18 protein-coding genes are annotated in these 18865 nt (G+C 41.5%); 15 read left to right on the forward strand and 3 right to left on the reverse strand.

The genetic code is table 11. The annotated features are described in order from the left end of the window. Nucleotides 1-14 precede the first annotated feature (14 nt). The 13 genes from KPF51_RS00950 (at nucleotide 15) to KPF51_RS01010 (ending at nucleotide 11220) form a co-directional block, all read left to right on the forward strand. Nucleotides 15-671 (forward strand): CDP-alcohol phosphatidyltransferase family protein, encoded by a 657-nt coding sequence (locus tag KPF51_RS00950; RefSeq protein WP_005725103.1) that lies wholly within the window; start codon nucleotides 15-17, stop codon nucleotides 669-671. A gap of 10 nt (nucleotides 672-681) precedes the next feature. Next, nucleotides 682-1311, forward strand: coding sequence for a 1-acyl-sn-glycerol-3-phosphate acyltransferase (locus tag KPF51_RS00955; protein ID WP_005725105.1), 630 nt, complete (start codon nucleotides 682-684; stop codon nucleotides 1309-1311). A gap of 1 nt (nucleotide 1312) precedes the next feature. Next, the gene (locus KPF51_RS00960) at nucleotides 1313-2242 is read left to right on the forward strand and encodes a phosphatidate cytidylyltransferase (protein WP_005725108.1); all 930 of its coding nucleotides are present in this window, start codon (nucleotides 1313-1315) and stop codon (nucleotides 2240-2242) included. 25 nt (nucleotides 2243-2267) lie between these two features. Next, a complete protein-coding gene (mog, locus tag KPF51_RS00965) occupies nucleotides 2268-2846 on the forward strand; it encodes a molybdopterin adenylyltransferase (protein ID WP_005725110.1) in 579 nt (192 codons plus the stop codon). Nucleotides 2847-2890: 44 nt separating this feature from the next. Then, complete coding sequence (glnB, locus tag KPF51_RS00970; protein ID WP_005725112.1) at nucleotides 2891-3229, forward strand: nitrogen regulatory protein P-II; 339 nt, start codon at nucleotides 2891-2893, stop codon at nucleotides 3227-3229. Then, the gene (locus tag KPF51_RS00975) at nucleotides 3230-4483 is read left to right on the forward strand and encodes an AI-2E family transporter (RefSeq protein WP_005755688.1); all 1254 of its coding nucleotides are present in this window, start codon (nucleotides 3230-3232) and stop codon (nucleotides 4481-4483) included. 179 nt (nucleotides 4484-4662) lie between these two features. Further along, a complete protein-coding gene (locus KPF51_RS00980; protein ID WP_061406244.1) occupies nucleotides 4663-5847 on the forward strand; it encodes a bifunctional tRNA (adenosine(37)-C2)-methyltransferase TrmG/ribosomal RNA large subunit methyltransferase RlmN in 1185 nt (394 codons plus the stop codon). 38 nt (nucleotides 5848-5885) lie between these two features. Next, the gene (gene pilW / locus KPF51_RS00985) at nucleotides 5886-6431 is read left to right on the forward strand and encodes a type IV pilus biogenesis/stability protein PilW (RefSeq protein ID WP_061406243.1); all 546 of its coding nucleotides are present in this window, start codon (nucleotides 5886-5888) and stop codon (nucleotides 6429-6431) included. Nucleotides 6432-6553: 122 nt separating this feature from the next. Then, the gene (locus KPF51_RS00990) at nucleotides 6554-7510 is read left to right on the forward strand and encodes a RodZ family helix-turn-helix domain-containing protein (RefSeq protein WP_005725132.1); all 957 of its coding nucleotides are present in this window, start codon (nucleotides 6554-6556) and stop codon (nucleotides 7508-7510) included. Between the two features lie 26 nt (nucleotides 7511-7536). Further along, nucleotides 7537-8640 (forward strand): flavodoxin-dependent (E)-4-hydroxy-3-methylbut-2-enyl-diphosphate synthase, encoded by a 1104-nt coding sequence (gene ispG, locus KPF51_RS00995; RefSeq protein ID WP_005719572.1) that lies wholly within the window; start codon nucleotides 7537-7539, stop codon nucleotides 8638-8640. Between the two features lie 29 nt (nucleotides 8641-8669). After that, complete coding sequence (hisS, locus tag KPF51_RS01000) at nucleotides 8670-9941, forward strand: histidine--tRNA ligase (protein ID WP_061406242.1); 1272 nt, start codon at nucleotides 8670-8672, stop codon at nucleotides 9939-9941. 18 nt (nucleotides 9942-9959) lie between these two features. Then, nucleotides 9960-10571 carry a YfgM family protein gene (locus tag KPF51_RS01005; RefSeq protein WP_005725137.1) on the forward strand — a complete coding sequence of 204 codons (612 nt, stop codon included), beginning with the start codon at nucleotides 9960-9962 and terminating at the stop codon, nucleotides 10569-10571. Between the two features lie 211 nt (nucleotides 10572-10782). After that, nucleotides 10783-11220: an isoprenylcysteine carboxylmethyltransferase family protein gene (locus tag KPF51_RS01010; RefSeq protein WP_005725139.1), complete on the forward strand. Its 438-nt coding sequence runs from the start codon at nucleotides 10783-10785 to the stop codon at nucleotides 11218-11220. Between the two features lie 112 nt (nucleotides 11221-11332). Here the strand turns inward: KPF51_RS01010 and cpdB are convergent, their stop codons facing one another. From cpdB to KPF51_RS01025, 3 genes are all read right to left on the reverse strand, one after another. Beyond that, nucleotides 11333-13306, reverse strand: coding sequence for a 2',3'-cyclic-nucleotide 2'-phosphodiesterase (gene cpdB / locus KPF51_RS01015; protein ID WP_130561975.1), 1974 nt, complete (start codon nucleotides 13304-13306; stop codon nucleotides 11333-11335). A gap of 181 nt (nucleotides 13307-13487) precedes the next feature. Further along, complete coding sequence (gene sodA, locus KPF51_RS01020) at nucleotides 13488-14132, reverse strand: superoxide dismutase [Mn] (protein ID WP_005750998.1); 645 nt, start codon at nucleotides 14130-14132, stop codon at nucleotides 13488-13490. Between the two features lie 153 nt (nucleotides 14133-14285). After that, nucleotides 14286-16562: an NADP-dependent malic enzyme gene (locus KPF51_RS01025; RefSeq protein WP_005722235.1), complete on the reverse strand. Its 2277-nt coding sequence runs from the start codon at nucleotides 16560-16562 to the stop codon at nucleotides 14286-14288. A 201-nt stretch (nucleotides 16563-16763) separates the two neighbouring features. On the opposite strand from KPF51_RS01025, the gene rsuA reads away from it, so the two are divergent. Together rsuA and KPF51_RS01035 are read left to right on the forward strand one after the other, a co-directional pair. After that, entirely contained in the window at nucleotides 16764-17462 is a 699-nt protein-coding gene (gene rsuA / locus KPF51_RS01030; protein WP_005722236.1) for a 16S rRNA pseudouridine(516) synthase RsuA, read from the forward strand. Nucleotides 17463-17472: 10 nt separating this feature from the next. Next, a complete protein-coding gene (locus tag KPF51_RS01035) occupies nucleotides 17473-18669 on the forward strand; it encodes a Bcr/CflA family multidrug efflux MFS transporter (RefSeq protein WP_005722237.1) in 1197 nt (398 codons plus the stop codon). The last annotated feature ends 196 nt before the right edge of the window (nucleotides 18670-18865 follow it).

Below are 18865 nucleotides of genomic sequence, written 5' to 3' on the forward strand. Positions count from 1 at the left end.
GTAGGAGCGTGCGCATGAGTATTTATGATTTAAAACCTAAATTTCAGAATCTATTACGCCCAACGGTTGTCAAACTGGCGCAACGTGGGATAACAGCGAACCAAGTGACCCTATTGGCGTGTGCGATTTCCATTGTGCTAGGGCTCTTTCTCACAGCACTGGCTGAAGTACATTGGTTATTTATTTTGATCCCTATTTGGCTGTTTATTCGTATGGCGTTAAATGCGATTGATGGCATGCTCGCACGTGAGTTTCATCAAAAATCACGCTTAGGGGGGTATTTAAATGAAATTACTGATGTAGTTTCTGATGCCGCATTATATTTACCTTTTGCTTGCATTTTTCCGTTTGATCCACTACTGATTGGGTTGATTATTTGGCTTGCTGCGTTGACGGAATTATGTGGCATCTTAGGGCAAGTACAAGGTCAAACTCGTCGTTATGATGGTCCACTGGGAAAAAGTGATCGTGCGTTTTTATTTGGTGTATTAGGGCTGGCTTATACCTTCTACGCTCCTTTGCCGGAATGGTTGTATTGGGTAGCATGGCTCGTGGTGTTATTATTGATTTTGACCTGTATTAAGCGTGTGCGTGCGGGGTTAGCTGAGTTACCTAACCAAGTGGAACATAGCACTGAAAAACCAAGCACGGATATCTCATCCTCTGAATAAGGAGAATTTTATGCTCGCCAAACTGATTGATTTTCTTTTATGTCGTTTTACTTCCTTTATTACGGGTGTTCGCCCACAAAAGAACGTTACGCAACAATCTACAGGAAAAAATCGACTGTATTATGCCAATCATAATAGTCACGGGGATTTTATATTACTTTGGGTGTCTTTACCCTATGAAGTACGCCAAAATACCCGCCCTGTCGCGGGTGCAGATTATTGGCTAAAAGGCAAAGTCCGCCGTTTTTTAGCGAAAAAGGTCTTTAATATGCTCTTGATTGAACGTGGTAGTGATGATCCTAAGGTGGCAACTAATCAAATTAGCGACGCACTAAAAGACAGTTCATTAATTATTTTCCCAGAAGGCACGCGTAAAACTGATGATGATCTTGCCTTACAACCTTTTAAAAGTGGGTTATTTCATTTAGCAAAACAAAACCCAACGCTAGAATTGGTCCCTGTTTGGATTAGTAATATGCATAATGTGTTACCGAAAGGGTTTATTTTACCGATTCCACTACTTTGCGATCTGTATTTAGGTGAACCGTTAAGTTACCAACAAGGGGAAGAAAAAGCCGATTTTCTTGCTCGTGCGCAAAACGCCTTATTACGTTTAAATCCAAAATATCAAGGAGAATAAGATGGAAATCTGGACACTCTTCTGGGGCTTAATGTTCACCCTAATTCTCGCTTCCGCCATCGGTTATACATTAAAATGGAAAGTGGGTTTTTCTACACCTCACGCTGTGATTGATAATTTAAATGCCCGTATTAATGCGTGGTGGGTCATGATTTTGATTATTTTTGCCGCGGCATTTATTGGTTTTTACGCGGTGATTGCGTTATTTTTTATCATTTCTTTTATGGCATTACGCGAATTTTTATCATTAATTTATATCCGTCGTGGTGATCATCTTGCGTTAGCTGCCTGTTTTTATGTCATTCTCCCCGTACAATATTATTTTGTGGCAATCGACTGGTTTAGCATGTTTACGATCTTTATTCCGGTGTATGCCTTCTTATTTTTACCGATTTTGTCTGCCTTGCTAGGTGATGCCTCACATTTCCTAGATCGTTCCACGAAAGTTCAGTGGGCAATTATGATTTCAGTATTTTGTATTTCCCATATTCCCGCTATCTTAACCTTGGATATTGTGGGTTTTGAGAATAAGAATTTATTGTTAATGATTTTCTTAATTTTAGTCGTGCAATCAAGTGATGTGTTGCAATATGTGTGGGGCAAATTATTCGGAAAACATAAAATTGCGCCGACATTATCACCTTCTAAAACAGTGGAAGGGTTTGCCGGTGGGATCCTAAGTGCCTCAATTCTTGGTGGTTTACTGTATTGGTTAACCCCGTTTAGTCCGTTACAAGCTTTTCTGATGAGCTTACTGATTTGTTTAATGGGCTTTTTAGGCGGATTAGTGATGTCGGCAATTAAACGTAGTATGGGCGTGAAAGATTGGGGCAATATGATCAGTGGTCATGGTGGCATGTTAGATCGCATGGACAGTTTATGCTTTGCGGCACCTATCTTCTTCCATGTGGTGAGATATTATTGGGTTTAGTTGGCAATAAAAAATAGAGGAAAAAATGACCGCAGTTTTAAAAATTGGTTTAGTTTCAGTCTCTGATCGTGCTTCACAAGGCGTGTATGCTGATCAAGGGATTCCTGAATTACAAGCTTGGTTAGAAAAGGCATTATGTGAGCCCTTTGAGATAGAAACTCGCTTAATTCCTGATGAGCAAGATCGCATCGAACAAACCTTATGTGAACTCGTTGATGATTACCATTGCCACTTGGTGTTAACCACAGGCGGAACTGGACCGGCAAAACGCGATGTCACACCTGATGCGACTCTCGCGGTGGCAGATCGTGAAATGCCGGGATTTGGTGAACAAATGCGCCAAGTCAGTTTGCATTTCGTCCCAACGGCGATTTTATCGCGTCAGGTGGGCGTCATTCGCAAAAACAGTTTAATCCTCAATCTGCCGGGGCAACCTAAAGCGATTAAAGAAACGCTAGAAGGGGTGAAAGATGAAAACGGTCAGGTTATTGTGAAAGGGATTTTTAGTGCGGTGCCCTATTGTTTACAACTGATTGACGGGATTTATATTGATACCCATCCCGACGTGATTGAAAGTTTTCGCCCTAAATCCGCCCGTCGTTAGACGAGTTAGCGGAGATAAAAGTGCGGTCAAAAAAGGAAAAATTTATGAAAAAGATTGAAGCAATCATTAAACCTTTCAAATTAGATGACGTACGTGAAAGTTTATCTGATGTGGGTATTACCGGGATGACGGTTACAGAAGTGCGTGGATTTGGACGTCAAAAAGGACATACTGAACTTTATCGTGGTGCCGAATATATGGTGGATTTTTTGCCGAAAGTCAAAATGGAAATTGTCGTGACTGATGAGCAAGTGGATCAATGTATTGAAGCCATTATGGAAACCGCACAAACTGGGAAAATTGGTGACGGCAAGATTTTTGTGTATGACGTTGAACGTGTCATCCGAATCCGTACTGGGGAAGAAAACGAGGACGCAATCTAAATGCTCAAAGTTGAATCGCCTATTTTAAAAGTGTTGGTCGCTTTAGCCGCCATTGTGATCATTTTGGCTGGCGTCAAAGTCGCAAGCGAAATTGCGGTACCGTTTTTATTATCGCTTTTTATTGCTATCATTTGCTCGCCGATCATCCGCTTTATGACTAGCCGTAAAGTCCCGCACTGGCTTGCCATTACCTTATTACTGTTGATGATTTTAGTGGTGTTTTTCTCGGTGTTAAGTTTGATCAATAGCACTGCGCGAGAGTTTACCCAATCGATCCCACAATATCGTCTTTTATTATCAGAACGGATTAATGCTTTAGTATTATTGGCGAAGAAGTGGAATATTCCCTTGGATTTGTCCACTGAGCGAACGATGGAATATATGGATCCGAGTGTGATCATGAATTTGGTGAGTAGTACATTACTAAGCTTTTCCGGCGTCGTCACCAACGTATTTGTTCTGTTCCTTGTGGTGATTTTTATGCTGAGTGAAGCGCCGTTTGCGAAACATAAATTGGCGCTCGTATTTAGTTCTGATGTACGTGATGTTCACCGTGAAGAACATTATATCAATCGGATTTTACAAGGGGTAATTAGTTATCTTGGCGTGAAAACGCTGACCAGTTTATTAACCGGTGTCTGCGTTTATATTCTGCTTGAATTAACTGATGTGCAATATGCTATTTTATGGGCAACTTTGAGTTTTCTGCTTAACTATATTCCCAATATTGGTTCGATTATTGCCGCCGTGCCAATTGTAGTGCAAGCCTTACTATTAAATGGTTTTCCAACAGGTCTTGGGGTAGCGATTGGTGTAGGTGCGGTGAATATGATTGTGGGTAATATCATTGAACCGAAAATGATGGGGCGCACCTTAGGCTTATCGACACTTGTCGTTTTCTTATCCTTATTATTTTGGGGATGGCTACTGGGTACAGTTGGGATGTTGCTGTCTGTGCCACTGACGATGGTGCTAAAAATTGCCCTTGAAGCCAGTCCAGAAACGGTTAAATATGCGATTTTGTTAGGCGATGTGAAAGACATTAACCGCGAAATCATCGACGCCAAACAAGAAGCCGCAGAACGCATCAAAGAACAGGCTGAGTGGGAAGAAAACGCGGAGCAAATCGCCGAAGCCATTGCCACGGCCAAAGAAGAAGCGAAAAATGAAGCCATCGCTGGCGTCATTGCAGATGCGAAGGCAGAAATTGAAGCGGAAATCCAAGCAATTGCGAAAGCCGCGGATCAAAAATAGCAACAGGTTATAAAAAAACACACCGCACTTTTTTCTTTCTCGATCAAGATCGCAAAAAGTGCGGTGTTTTTTTACAGAGTTTGGCGAAATTGCTAGATTAATGCGCACTAACTCTGTACAATCGCAACTCATTTTTTAAAGGCGATTATCTAGGCCGCAATGTGTAACAACGAGGCGTTATGTTAGAACAACAAACCTGTGCTGAAAAAGCATCAAATACAGTCAACACGGTTGAATTATCAACTGATCCAGCAAAAAAAATTAACTTAATGAATTTAACTCGCCAGCAAATGCGTGAGTTCTTTAAAGAATTGGGCGAAAAGCCGTTTCGTGCCGATCAGTTAGTGAAATGGATTTATCATTTTGGCGAAGATAACTTCGACAATATGACCAATATTAACAAGAAGTTAAGAGATAAATTAAAACAAGTAGCTGAAATTAAAGCCCCTGAAGTCGCGGTGGAGCAACGTTCTGCTGACGGTACCATTAAATGGGCAATGCAAGTGGGCGATCAGCAAGTGGAAACCGTGTATATTCCAGAGGCAGATCGCGCTACCTTATGTGTCTCTTCACAAGTAGGTTGTGCGTTGGCTTGTACGTTCTGTTCGACTGCACAACAAGGGTTTAACCGTAACTTGACGGTGTCTGAAATTATTGGTCAAGTTTGGCGCGCCTCAAAAATCATTGGTAATTTTGGGGTAACCGGTGTGCGTCCGATCACCAACGTGGTGATGATGGGCATGGGTGAGCCACTGTTAAACGTGGCAAATGTGGTGCCTGCGATGGAAATCATGTTAGATGATTTTGCGTATGGTTTATCAAAACGTCGAGTGACGTTATCCACTTCAGGTGTGGTACCTGCGTTAGATAAATTAAGTGAAATGATTGATGTGGCGTTGGCGATTTCGTTACATGCACCGAATGATGAACTGCGTGATGAAATTGTGCCAATCAATAAAAAATATAACATCAAAATGTTGATGGATTCGGTAAACCGTTATTTAAGCGTGTCGAATGCGAATCACGGTAAAGTGACTATTGAATATGTAATGTTAGATCATGTTAATGATGGTGTGGAGCACGCACATCAGTTAGCACAGGTGTTAAAAAATACACCATGTAAGATCAATTTGATCCCTTGGAATCCGTTCCCAGAAGCACCTTATGCGAAAAGCTCAAATTCGCGTATTGATCGTTTCCAAAAAACCTTGATGGAATATGGGTTCACCGTGATTGTACGTAAAACCCGTGGCGATGATATTGATGCCGCCTGTGGGCAATTAGCCGGTGATGTAATTGACCGAACAAAACGTACTGCACAGAAAAAGCAATTTGGTCAAGAAATTGCAGTGAGAAATCATTAAGACAGTCATGATGGCTGAGGACGTAAAAAGGAGAAAAAATGAACCGCACTTTTCGATTTGGGATCGCGAGCATTTTTTCTCTTTTGCTTTGTGCTTGTGTGAGTCAAGAAGGTAACAATACGTTTGATTCACATGAGGCGGCAAAAGCCAGAATTGAATTAGGTTTAGGCTATTTATCTCAGCATGATTTTGCGCGAGCAAAGCAAAATTTTGATAAAGCTTTATCCCATGCCCCAAATTACTATTTATCTCATGCGGTCTTAGCGTATCTCTACCAAAAACAAGGTCATCTTGATTTAGCCCGTCACGCTTATGAAAAGGCGATAAAATTAGATAAAAATCAAGGCGATGTATTAAATAATTATGGTACCTTTTTATGCCAACAAGGTGAGTTTGAACAAGCTTACAAACAATTTTCTCAAGCATTAAATGCCCCACATTATTATCAACACGCCGATACTTATGAAAATTTAGTTTGGTGTGCGTCTTTTGCCAAAGATGCTGTCCGTTATCAACAAAATTTGCAATATTTAACGCAGTTTGATCCCAATAGAGCAAAAAAATTTCCGCCACATATTGAGTAACTCAGGATAAAAAGACAGAAAAACACTTTTTCACATAGCTTATCTAGCGAATAGCTATTGCAAAAGCCCCTGTACAACTTTAAACTTTACCCTTTGGATTTTGTGTAAATAGATGGTGTGAAATGAATACTGCGACAAATAATATTGAGGAAAAAGTACTCACTCTCGGCGAACAATTCCGCCAAGCACGCGAGGCGCTTAACCTTTCCATTGAAGATGTTTCTAAAAAAATCTCTCTTAGACCCTCTATTTTACAGTTGATTGAAACGAATCAATTGGCTCAAAAGTCAATTCCAGCCACTTTTATGAGAGGTTATGTTCGCAGTTACGCTAAATTTCTCAAATTACCTGAATCCGTATGGGTACATGCAAGTTTTGGTGAAGATCATAAGAATGATCTAGGTAAAAATGCACGTGCAACCAGAGCGGTTAACCATTATTCCTCGCATAACCACTGGATTGGTTGGTTAAGTTTACTTGTTGTTCTCATTGTGGCGGGGATGACGGGTCTGTGGTGGTGGGAAAACTATACTCAGTCTAATGCCGAGCGCGAGAGTTTAGTACAGCATTACGTTGATACAACACCGCAAAGTAGCGTCGTACAAAGCACGCCAATAGCGAGTTCTACTGCATTGACGGATACCACACAAAATGCGACAGTGCTCAGTGCCTCAAGTGTAGTGATACCGACGACACAAACCACCTCTTCTACTGATCTTCCTGTGACGATCAGCCCAGTAAGTGACCAGCCGATCACGTCTGCGGATGTGTTAAAAGCGGAAATGGAAAAATTAGATGAAAAAAGCGAGAAAAATCTTCTTTCACATGAGACGGTGGTGACCCCTTCTCATGAATTGCACATTGAAGTCACCGGTGGTTGTTGGATTAGTGTGCAAAATGAGAGTGGAAAGATTCTTGCACAAAAAGAATATAAACAAGGTGATGTGTTGACGTTTAATGAAGGTGTGACTTATTCACTGATTATAGGTGCGCCAGCAAATGTTAAGATCACATATAAAGGCGAGGACTATCCGCTAAAAGTAGATGGTCGTGTCGCTCGATTTAAATTACCACAGTAATGTGGCTGATAAGGTAGCAAACAATTATGTTAGCCAAACCAACGATTAAGCGTAGAGAATCAACCAAAATCTATGTGGGGAACGTGCCGATTGGTGGGGATGCACCTATTGCAGTGCAATCCATGACCAATACTAGAACAACTGATGTAGAAGCCACTGTGGCGCAAATTAAAGCGCTGGAACGTGTTGGTGCGGATATTGTTCGTGTTTCAGTCCCGACAATGGATGCAGCTGAGGCATTTAAGCTCATCAAGCAGCAAGTGAATGTGCCTTTAGTAGCGGATATTCATTTTGATTATCGTATTGCGTTAAAAGTGGCGGAGTACGGAGTGGACTGCTTGCGAATCAACCCGGGTAATATTGGTCGTGAAGATCGTATCCGTGCAGTTGTCGATTGCGCCAGAGATAATAATATTCCGATCCGTATCGGGGTGAATGCCGGATCTTTGGAAAAAGATCTACAAGAAAAATACGGTGAACCGACGCCCGAAGCGTTATTGGAATCAGCGTTACGTCATGTAGAAATTCTAGATCGCCTTAATTTCGACCAGTTTAAGGTCAGTGTGAAGGCATCTGATGTGTTTTTAGCGGTCGAATCCTATCGTTTATTGGCAAAAGCCATCAAACAACCCTTGCATTTAGGCATCACCGAAGCCGGCGGTTTTCGTGCTGGGGCAGTAAAAAGTGCAGTGGGGTTGGGCATGCTTTTGGCGGAAGGCATTGGCGATACATTACGCATTTCGCTTGCGGCCGATCCTGTTGAAGAAATCAAAGTGGGCTTTGATATTCTCAAATCATTACGGATCCGCTCTCGTGGCATTAACTTTATCGCTTGCCCAACTTGTTCACGTCAAGAGTTTGATGTGATTGGCACGGTTAACGCCCTTGAGCAACGCTTAGAAGATATTATTACACCCATGGATGTGTCGATTATCGGCTGTGTCGTTAACGGACCGGGTGAAGCACTCGTCTCTGATTTAGGTGTCACGGGTGGTAATAAGAAAAGCGGTTATTATTTAGATGGGGAACGCCAAAAAGAACGCTTTGATAATGATGATCTAATCAATCAATTAGAAGCCAAAATTCGTGCCAAAGTGGCGGCGCAAGATCCCAAAAATCGAATTATTTAAAATAACAAAAGAAAAAATAGGATAGTATTGTGGCAAAAACAATTCAAGCAATTCGTGGTATGAATGATTGTTCCCCAACGGAAAGCCCATTATGGCAATGGGTCGAAGGAAAAGTGCAGTCAGTTTTACAAAATTATGGTTATTCTGAAGTGCGTATGCCAATTGTCGAAAGTACGCCATTATTTGCTCGTGCGATCGGTGAAGTAACCGATGTAGTATCCAAAGAAATGTACACTTTTTGGGATAACGATGAGCAATTAACTTTGCGTCCAGAAGGGACAGCAGGTTGTGTACGTGCAGCGATTGAACACGGTTGGATTTATAACCAAGAACAACGTTTATGGTATATGGGACCGATGTTCCGTCACGAACGTCCACAAAAAGGACGCTATCGCCAGTTCCACCAAGCAGGTGTTGAAGTATTCGGTATTCCTAATCCGGAAATTGATGCTGAGTTAATTATGCTTACGGCACGTTTATGGAAAGAATTGGGCATTGCTGAGCATGTCACCTTGCAACTGAATTCAATTGGTTCATTAGAGGCACGTAAGAACTATCGTTCTGCTTTAGTCGCTTTTTTACAGCAACATGTTGATTTATTAAGTGAAGAAGAAAAAGAACGTTTAGAGAAAAATCCACTGCGTATTTTGGATACAAAAAATCAAGCGTTACAAGAGGTGCTAAATGATGCGCCGAAACTGTTAGCGTATTTAGATGATGATAGCCGTGAACACTTTGCCCAACTTTGTGCTTTACTGGATGCGGTGGGGATTCAATATGAAGTGAATCCAAAACTGGTGCGCGGTTTAGATTATTACAACAAAACTGTTTTTGAGTGGGTGACTTCTGCGTTAGGAGCACAGGGCACTGTTTGTGGTGGTGGTCGCTACGACGGTCTTGTTGAGCAATTAGGTGGTCATGCGACGACAGGTGTAGGCTTTGCGATGGGGCTAGAACGCTTAGTGTTATTGGTGCAAGAAGTGAATCAAAGTATCCGCTTGCCAAGTGCGGTTGATATTTATGTGGTTTACCAAGGCGATGGGACAACATTAGCGGCATTTCAGTTAGCTGAAACTCTCCGTACTGAATTGCCACAATTACGTGTGATGACCCACTGCAGTGGTGGTAACTTCAAAAAACAATTTAAACGCGCAGATAAAAGTGGTGCGGCATTGGCGTTAGTGATTGGTGAAAGTGAAGTGCAAAATCAACAAGTTGTGGTTAAACACTTACTTGGTGGAGCCGAGCAACAAACACTTGCATTAGATGATATTGTTGATTACATTAAGAACAATTTTTAATCGAGAAGGAAGAGGAAAATGGCTTATACTGCGGAAGAAGAACAAGAGCTAAATGAGATTAAAACATGGTGGAAGGAAAATTATAAAACTTTAATCGCCTCGGTCATTATTGCATTTGGTGGTGTGTTCGGTTGGAATTACTGGCAAAGTCATCAGTTAAATAAAATTCAACAAACTTCAGCTCAGTATGAACAGGCACTGTATAGTACAGCAGATTTTGCTAGCAAGAGTGCGCAAATTGAGCAGTTTGTACAAGCGAACAGCAAAACCAGTTATGCGGTTTTAGCCTTGTTAGAAAAGGCAAAAGTTGAAGTGGAAAAAAAGGAGTTTGCCCAAGCAGAGCAATCCTTAAAACAAGCCCTAGCGCAGTCAACAGATGAAAACTTATCCTCGATTACAGCATTACGTTTAGCATCAGTACAATACCAACAACAAGCCTTTGACATGGCATTAGACAGCTTGAAACAGGTGAAAGAAAGCAGTTGGGATAGTCGTAAAAACTTACTGATTGGTGATATTTTATTAGCCAAAGGGGATAAGGTGGCGGCAAAAGCCAGTTATCAACAAGCGTTAAATAATGCCTCACCATTAGAAGCACAGTGGTTACAAGTGCGGTTGAATAATTTATAAATTTACTTGAAAGGCTTGGAAGGTATTTTCCAAGCCTTTTTTCTTTCTCTTTTTTGTTAACTCAAGGCATATTTAGGGTAAATAAGCTGTTTGTGTTGATGAAAATGCTGATTATGTTCGTGTCGGGTGGCATTGCCCAATCCGCCCTTTTTTGATAAAACAAGTAGTACGATATTGGCTGAAACAAACCACGATAAATTAGGAGTTTATGATGACAATCCGCATTCCACCTCCCGTGATTTTTCTTGCTTGTGCGGCTGTGATGTGGTGCCTTCCCCCGATTTATCAATTTGCTCGTCATACGTGGCTAGTTGGGCTGTTTATTTTGATGAGTGGGATTATCGGTTCAGGCAGTTTATGGCAATTTTGGCAAGCTAAAACCACTGTGGATCCCATTCGGCTAGAGAAAAGCAGTGCTTTAGTCGTGAGTGGTATTTATCAATTTAGCCGCAATCCGATGTACTTAAGTTTAGCGTTACTATTGCTAGCTTGGGGATTATGGCTTGCGAGTTTAAGTGCGGTGCTTTTTTTAGTAGTTTTTGTGTTTTGTATCACACAATTTCAGATCAAGCCAGAAGAGCGGCAGTTAGAAAAATTGTTTGGCGATGCCTATTTAGACTATAAACAGAAAGTGCGACGGTGGTTATAACTTTTAGGGAAAACTGACCGCACTTTTGCGGATGGAGATAAACCTGAGACTAGACAAAAAAAGCAAAGTACTTCACTGCACTTTGCTTTTTTATTATCGGATGAAAGCGTGATTATTGACTTAAATCCACTTGATATATCGCGAATCCCACTTCATCAGTTCCGACTTGAACCATTGGATATTGCGCGCTTTCTTGGATAAATTGTTTTGCTTTTTCATTTGGTGAGGTTTCAAAACGGATATCCAATTTCACTTTGCTTGTGATCGGGGCAATACGCCAATTTTTATCTGCACTTGGATTGACGTGACCATGGGTTTTGCTTTCAGATGAAATATAATTTGCCAAAATTTGACGGTTTTCATCAGGGGCAGCAAATACAATATGGCTATCGCCAGTGCCTGGGAATTTCGCACTATAAGCACGGTAGTTATTGGTTGCAATTAAGAACTCTGCTTTTGGATCCACTGGTTTACCTTGGTAGGTCAAATTAATCACACGTTCAGATTGCGCGTTGATTAATTTACAATCGCCATCATAACGCGCTGGCTTCGTGATGTCGAATTGATATTGTACGCCATCAATCACATCGAAGTTGTAAGTACGGAAGCCTGTCCAGTCTAATAAGCTTTGTGGTTGTTCATTGCTTGGGTCAATTTGTTTGAACATCCCCGCACTACACTCCAACCATTCTTTTAATTCTGCACCGCTGACTTTGACAATCACTAAGGTGTTTGGATACAAGTATAAGTCAGCTGCATTGCGGAAGGTTAATTCTCCTTTATCGACTTCGGTATAACCCGTTGGATCATTTTTGCGTCCACCCGCTTTAAATGGGGCGCCCGCACTGAGTACAGGCAAGCCCGCCAACTCAGGTAAATTTTTCACCACATTTTCCGCATAAGCACGTTGCGCTTGGTTAACGATCTGTACTGTTGGGTCATCTTGTACTAGCGCAAGATAGCTGAACATATTATCGACGGCTCGACCAATCGGTTGTGAAACAAATTGACGCGTTGCATCATGAACAGGCGCAAGTAAGGCGTTCATCTCATCGTCAGGTTGTGCAATCGCCATTTTTTTCTCGTTGTCATAAATTGGACGCAGTTCGGCTTTTCCATTCACAACAACCCATTTATCATCATGTCGTGCTAATTCTAAATCGACTACGCTGATATTGTTCCCCCAATAGCCCGCCATACTTTCTGGGACGCCTTTGACTGTCCCTTTCTCAATGTCCACATTTGGGGATTTGGCAAATTCTTTATTTGGGAATAAGCGGTGTGAGTGACCAAAAATAACGGCATCAATGCCTTTGACATCGGCAAGATAGAACGCCGAGTTTTCTGCCCCTTCTTTATATGGCTCATCGGATGGTCCAGTGTGCGCAAGAGCGATGATGATATCCGCGCCTTTTGCCTTTAATTCTGGCACATATTTTTCAGCCGTTTTTTTAATATCATGGGCTAAAACATGTCCCTCTAAATGGGCTTTATCCCATACCATCACTTGTGGTGGGACGAAACCGATATAGCCAATTTTGATCATTTGTAAGTGACCATTAGCATCTCTGACCCCTTTCTCTTGAATCACATAAGGTTGATAGCGTGGTTCACCAGAATCGGCTTTGACTACATTGGCATTGATGATCGGGAAGTTGGCTTCGGCAATAGCATCATCTAAATATTTTAAGCCATAATTGAATTCATGGTTACCTAGGGTGCCTACGTCATATTTCATGGCATTAAGCACTTCAATAGCAGGGTTCATTTTACCTTCTTTATACCCTTTTGCCGCTTGATAGTCGGCAATTGGGTTACCTTGAATTAAATCACCATTATCTACTAATACCGAGTTTTTGACTTCTTTGCGAGCTTGGCGAATTAAAGAGGCGGCGCGTGTAAAACCAAATTTCTCTGTTGGTGCGTCTTTATAGTAATCAAAGTCAGTTAAGAAACTATGTAAGTCCGTGGTGGCAATAATGCGCAATGAGGCTGAATTTTGTGGGGTAGCAAAAACATATTTCGATGCAGTAAACGTTAAAATACTGCATGCGCCTAATTGTAGAAAACGTCTTCTATCCATAATTACTCCTTTCTTGGAAATATAAATACATTAGGGGGAATCCATTCTAGAGAAAGTTACGTGCTAGCTCTAGTGATTTCTTTGTATAGATTGTGATCTCTCTCATAAATTTGAAAAAAAGTACAGTGAGGGAGAGAAAAGGGAGGAAGAAAGAAAAATCCCCTCGATTGAGGGGATTGAGAGATTATTTTGTGCAGTTGCAATGTTCAACTTTTTTCTCGAAGCGTTCTGCCACGAAATCCCAGTTTACTACGTGCCAGAATTCTTTAATGTAGTCTGGACGGCGGTTTTGGAATTTCAAGTAGTAAGCGTGTTCCCAAACGTCTAAACCTAATAGTGGGTAACCTTCACAACCCGCAATAGCTTTACCCATTACAGGTGAATCTTGGTTCGCGGTGGATACGACCGCTAATTTACCGTTTTCTTGTAAGACTAACCATGCCCAACCTGAACCGAAACGGGTTGCTGCCGCTTTTTCAAATTCTGCTTGGAAGGCTTCCACAGAGCCAAAGTCACGCACGATGGCATCTTTTAGTGCGCCTTGTAACGTGGTACCTTTTTTCAGGCTTTTCCAAAATAGCGAGTGGTTTAAGTGACCACCCACATTATTGCGGATAGCTGTCAATTTATCAGCAGGCACCTCTGCTAACTTAGTTAATAATTGACCTGGGCAACCTTGTGCTAATTCTGGTAAATTTTCCAATGCAGCATTGGCATTGTTGACATAGGCTTGATGATGTTTTGAATGGTGAATTTCCATCGTCATTGCATCAAAATGGGGTTCTAATGCATCGTAGGCATAGCCTAATTCTGGTAGTGTATAAGCCATAATTATTTCCTTTATTGAGTGAAAGTAAGGGGGCATTATTGCCAAAAAGTAACAAGATTTTAACAGGAAACTTGATTAAGATCATTATTTCTCTGCAGTTAACACCAAAAATCTCAGGGCAGATTTTTACCTCTGCCCTGATTTTGCTATCCACTACTTGCAAGTGGGTTCAACATTAGCTGCCGCAATCGCGACCATATTAATGATCCGGCGTACAGAAGACGCGGAGGTGAGAATATGAACAGGTTTATTCATCCCCATTAAAATTGGTCCGACTGTAATTGGGGTGGCAGTGCCCTGTAATAGGTTCAAACTGATCCGTGCAGCTTCCATATTTGGCATCACCAATAAGTTTGCCGCACCTTTTAATGGACTGTCTGGCATGATGTCCTGACGCAATTTCTCATTTAAAGCGACATCACAGTGCATTTCGCCATCAATGATCAAGTCTGGTGCTTTTTCTTTCACTAAGCGTAAAACTTCGCGCATTTTGACCGCACTTGGATCATCAAAGGTGCCAAAATTAGAATGGGAGACTAAGGCAACTTTAGGTTCAATACCGAAACGGCTTACTTCATTGGCTGCCATAATGGTGATCTCAGCTAATTCTTGTGCGGTTGGGTTGTGGTTAACAAAGGTATCTGTAATGAATAAGTTACCTGTTGGCAACACGAGCCCATTTACTGTCGCGGGCGTTGGGACACAAGGTTGGACACCAATCACTTCTTTAATATTGCTTAAATGCGAAGCATAAGGACCGACTAAACCACATAACATGGCATCGGCTTTACCGAGTTGGAGTAAGGTTGCACCAATCACAGTCGGATTATGTAGCATTTTACGTTGCGCACCGGCTGGCGTAATGCCTTTGCGTTTAAGCAAGTTGTGGTAAGTTTTATAACATTCCTCAAAATAAGGGTTGTTTTCGATGTCCACTAATTCAAAATCACGCCCTTCTTGAATGTGTAAACCAAGCTGTTTAATTTTTTGTGCGATGACACTTGGACGACCCAATAAAATTGGGGTTGCAATACCTAATGTTGCGATTTCTTGCACAGCATGTAAAACACGAGATTCTTCACCATCGGTGAGTAAAACACGTTTTTTATTTTGCTTCGCTTGAGCGAACACCGGTTTCATGAACAAGTTTGTTTTGTACACAAACTGCGTGAGTTTTTCAATGTAAGCATCAAAATCTTTAATTGGACGCGTGGCGACCCCCGAATCCATGGCTGCTTTGGCTACCGCCGGGGCAATTTTGACAATTAAACGGGGATCAAACGGCTTAGGAATTAAATATTCTGGACCAAAAGATAATTCCGTTTCGCCATAAGCTGAGGTAACCACTTCACTTTGTTCAGCAAGTGCAAGATCCGCAATGGCATGCACTGCCGCGAGTTTCATCTCTTCGTTGATTGCTGTTGCACTCACATCTAATGCCCCACGGAAAATAAATGGGAAACAGAGTACGTTATTGACTTGGTTTGGATAATCAGAACGTCCCGTGCAAACAATTGCATCTGGACGAACGGCTTTCGCTAAAGGCGGTAAAATTTCGGGATCAGGGTTAGCTAACGCAAGGATTAACGGGTTGGCCGCCATGGTTTTTACCATGTCTTGGGTTAATGTTCCCGCCGCAGAGCAACCTAAGAAAATATCCGCATCGTTGATGACTTCCGCTAACGTACGTTTACCATTGTCTTCAATTGCATATAATTTTTTAGTTTCATCCATGCGTTCATCGCGACCATGGAAAATCACCCCTTTTGAATCACAGACGATAATATTTTCACGCGGTAAACCTAAACTGACCAATAAATTTAAACACGCAATCGATGCGGCACCCGCGCCCGAGGCAATCAATTTAACCTTGGCAATGTCTTTTTTCACGATACGTAAGCCATTCAAAATCGCAGCAGCACTGATAATAGCGGTACCATGTTGGTCATCATGGAAAACAGGAATTTTCATCCGCTCACGTAATTTTTGTTCAATATAGAAACATTCTGGGGCTTTAATATCTTCCAAGTTAATGCCACCAAAAGTGGGTTCTAACGAAGCAATAATATCGACTAATTTATCTGGATCTCTTTCGTCAATTTCGATATCAAATACGTTGACACCGGCAAATTTTTTGAATAATACCCCTTTCCCTTCCATTACCGGTTTTCCCGCTAATGCACCAATGTTGCCTAAACCTAAAACCGCCGTACCATTGGAAATCACAGCAACTAAATTGCCTCTGGAGGTATAACGATAAGAGGCAGCGGGATCCGCTTGGATTTCTAAACAGGGGACCGCAACACCGGGGGAATAGGCGAGCGCTAAATCACGCTGTGTTGCCAGCGATTTGGTCGGGGTCACTTCTATTTTTCCCGGTGTTGGAAATTCATGAAAATCGAGAGCAGCTTGACGTAATTGTGCATCCATAAAACAGTCCTCTTGTGAGTAAATAAATTATCGTAATAGACAAACCATTATAAATAAATTGAGAATAAAAAACGTGACCTAAAACACAGTATTGGGATTTTGTTTTTCTCGTCAACTTGCTTATTTTTTAATAATTCCCCCTCTTGTGCTGAAACATAGTAGAATGCGTAAGTTAATGAATGAAGGACAACGTAAATTAGCATGCGATTAGATAAATTTTTAGCCGAAAATACAGGACTAACCCGCTCACAAGCGAATAAAGTCTTAAAGCAAAGTGCGGTCACGGTAAATGGACACGTTGAGAAAAATGGTGCACAAAAAGTCAGTCAAACAGATGAAATTTGTTTAGAAGGCGAGCATTTACCTTGGGTATCTGCAGGACAATATTTGATGTTATACAAGCCGCAAGGCTATGTTTGCTCTCATGAGGATGGGGATTATCCAACGATTTATCAATTCTTTGATTATCCGTTGGCAGGTAAATTGCATAGTGCTGGACGATTAGATGTGGACACGACCGGGCTCGTGTTATTAACTGATGATGGAAAATGGTCACATCGTATTACGTCCCCAAAACACCATTGTGAGAAAACCTATCTGGTGACACTTGCCGATCCTGTGGAAAGCCATTATCAACAAGCCTGTGCAGAAGGTATGCTATTGCGTGGTGAGAAAACCCCAACGAAGCCTGCAACGTTAGAAATTCTTGATGATTACAATGTGAATTTAACGATTAGTGAAGGACGTTATCATCAAGTCAAACGGATGTTTGCGGCGTTGGGGAATAAAGTGGTGGGCTTACACCGCTGGAAAATCGGTCAGATTGAACTCGATGATCGGTTAGCAGAAGGAGAATACCGTTCTTTATCTGCCGAAGAAATTGCAACATTTAATAAATAAGGATAAGTATTTGAATCAACATAAACGCAGTACAGTCAGTGGGCTGTTCATTATGACATTAGCCCTTTTATCCATGTTACCACCATTGGGCGTGGATATGTATTTACCCGCATTCTTATTGATCGCTCAGGATTTGTCGATTACACCTGAACAAGTTCAACACACCTTAACGCTTTTTGCCTTGGGTATGGCGGTGGGGCAATTGTTTTGGGGACCTTTTGGGGATAGTTATGGTCGCAAACCGATTATTTTGCTCGGTGTGAGTATCAGTGCGATTGCTGCGTTGATGTTAACTGCCACTTATTCTATTGGGCACTTTACCACTTTGCGCTTTTTACAAGGTTTCTTTGGTGCAGCCCCCGTTGTGCTGGTTGGGGCAATTTTGCGTGATTTATTTCATAAAAATGAATTGTCTAAAATCATGTCAACTATTACGTTGGTATTTATGATCGCACCACTTTTAGCCCCTATTATTGGTGGTTATCTGGTGTTGTGGTTTCATTGGCATACGATTTTCTATGTCATTGCGGTAATGGGGATCTTGTGTTGCCTCTTAACCTTTTTTGTTGTGCCAGAAACACACCAAAAAGGGAATCGACAACCCTTACACTTACGGATTATTAGCCGAAACTTTTTCAGTTTATGGCAACAAAAAGAAGTTTTAGGTTATATGTTTTCCTCCGCGTTTGGTTTTGGTGGACTGTTTGCTTTTATTACCGCAGGGTCGATTGTATATATCGGATTATACGGTGTCGCTGTGGAAAATTTTGGCTATTTCTTCATGCTAAATATTGGTGTCATGATTTTCAGTTCTTTTTTAAATCGCAAATGGGTGACAAAACTGGGAGCAGAAACGATGTTACGTTTGGGGCTCAGTGTACAGTTTATTGCGGCGGTTGCCTTGGTGTGCATTTCGCTTTTTGACCTCGGTTTTTGGCCAATGGCGTTGTGTTGTGCTATTTTTGTCGGGCAAAATCCCTTGATCTCCTCGAATGCGATGGCATCAATTTTAGAAAAATTTCCGACCATTGCCGGTACCGCAAACTCAATGGTGGGAAGCGTCCGTTTTGGTACTGCCTCCCTCGTCGGTTCTTTAGTGGCTGTAATGGAAATGAAAACGGCAGCACCCATGTTATTTACCATGGCATTTTGTAGTGTCATGGCAATTGGGTGTTATTACTTTTTGACTTATCGCTCGCTGAAATAACGTTCGCTTTTTCTCCTTTTATTTGATTTACCTATCAAAGAAATAGGTCATTTTTTAGTTAAAAATCACAAGATTTGTTCTAAATCAATAAACCCTATAATCCACCTCTAAAGAGGTAGGATTTTAACCGGCTAATCACTACGCCACGGTTATGCCTTATGATAGAATGCGAGCCATTAACTTGGCTTATTCCTGA

The organism is Pasteurella sp. XG20 (genome assembly GCF_018968665.1).
Classification (GTDB): Bacteria; Pseudomonadota; Gammaproteobacteria; order Enterobacterales; family Pasteurellaceae; genus Pasteurella; species Pasteurella multocida.

Coding starts and splice junctions, on each gene's coding strand:
- rsuA (WP_005722236.1), top strand. CDS start 16,764: ATGCGATTAGATAAATTTTTAGCCGAAAATACAGGACTAACCCGCTCA.
- ispG (WP_005719572.1), top strand. CDS start 7,537: ATGTTAGCCAAACCAACGATTAAGCGTAGAGAATCAACCAAAATCTAT.
- KPF51_RS00955 (WP_005725105.1), top strand. CDS start 682: ATGCTCGCCAAACTGATTGATTTTCTTTTATGTCGTTTTACTTCCTTT.
- mog (WP_005725110.1), top strand. CDS start 2,268: ATGACCGCAGTTTTAAAAATTGGTTTAGTTTCAGTCTCTGATCGTGCT.
- glnB (WP_005725112.1), top strand. CDS start 2,891: ATGAAAAAGATTGAAGCAATCATTAAACCTTTCAAATTAGATGACGTA.
- sodA (WP_005750998.1), bottom strand. CDS start 14,132: ATGGCTTATACACTACCAGAATTAGGCTATGCCTACGATGCATTAGAA.
- pilW (WP_061406243.1), top strand. CDS start 5,886: ATGAACCGCACTTTTCGATTTGGGATCGCGAGCATTTTTTCTCTTTTG.
- KPF51_RS00960 (WP_005725108.1), top strand. CDS start 1,313: ATGGAAATCTGGACACTCTTCTGGGGCTTAATGTTCACCCTAATTCTC.
- KPF51_RS00980 (WP_061406244.1), top strand. CDS start 4,663: ATGTTAGAACAACAAACCTGTGCTGAAAAAGCATCAAATACAGTCAAC.
- KPF51_RS01005 (WP_005725137.1), top strand. CDS start 9,960: ATGGCTTATACTGCGGAAGAAGAACAAGAGCTAAATGAGATTAAAACA.
- KPF51_RS00990 (WP_005725132.1), top strand. CDS start 6,554: ATGAATACTGCGACAAATAATATTGAGGAAAAAGTACTCACTCTCGGC.
- KPF51_RS00950 (WP_005725103.1), top strand. CDS start 15: ATGAGTATTTATGATTTAAAACCTAAATTTCAGAATCTATTACGCCCA.
- KPF51_RS01025 (WP_005722235.1), bottom strand. CDS start 16,562: ATGGATGCACAATTACGTCAAGCTGCTCTCGATTTTCATGAATTTCCA.
- KPF51_RS00975 (WP_005755688.1), top strand. CDS start 3,230: ATGCTCAAAGTTGAATCGCCTATTTTAAAAGTGTTGGTCGCTTTAGCC.
- KPF51_RS01010 (WP_005725139.1), top strand. CDS start 10,783: ATGACAATCCGCATTCCACCTCCCGTGATTTTTCTTGCTTGTGCGGCT.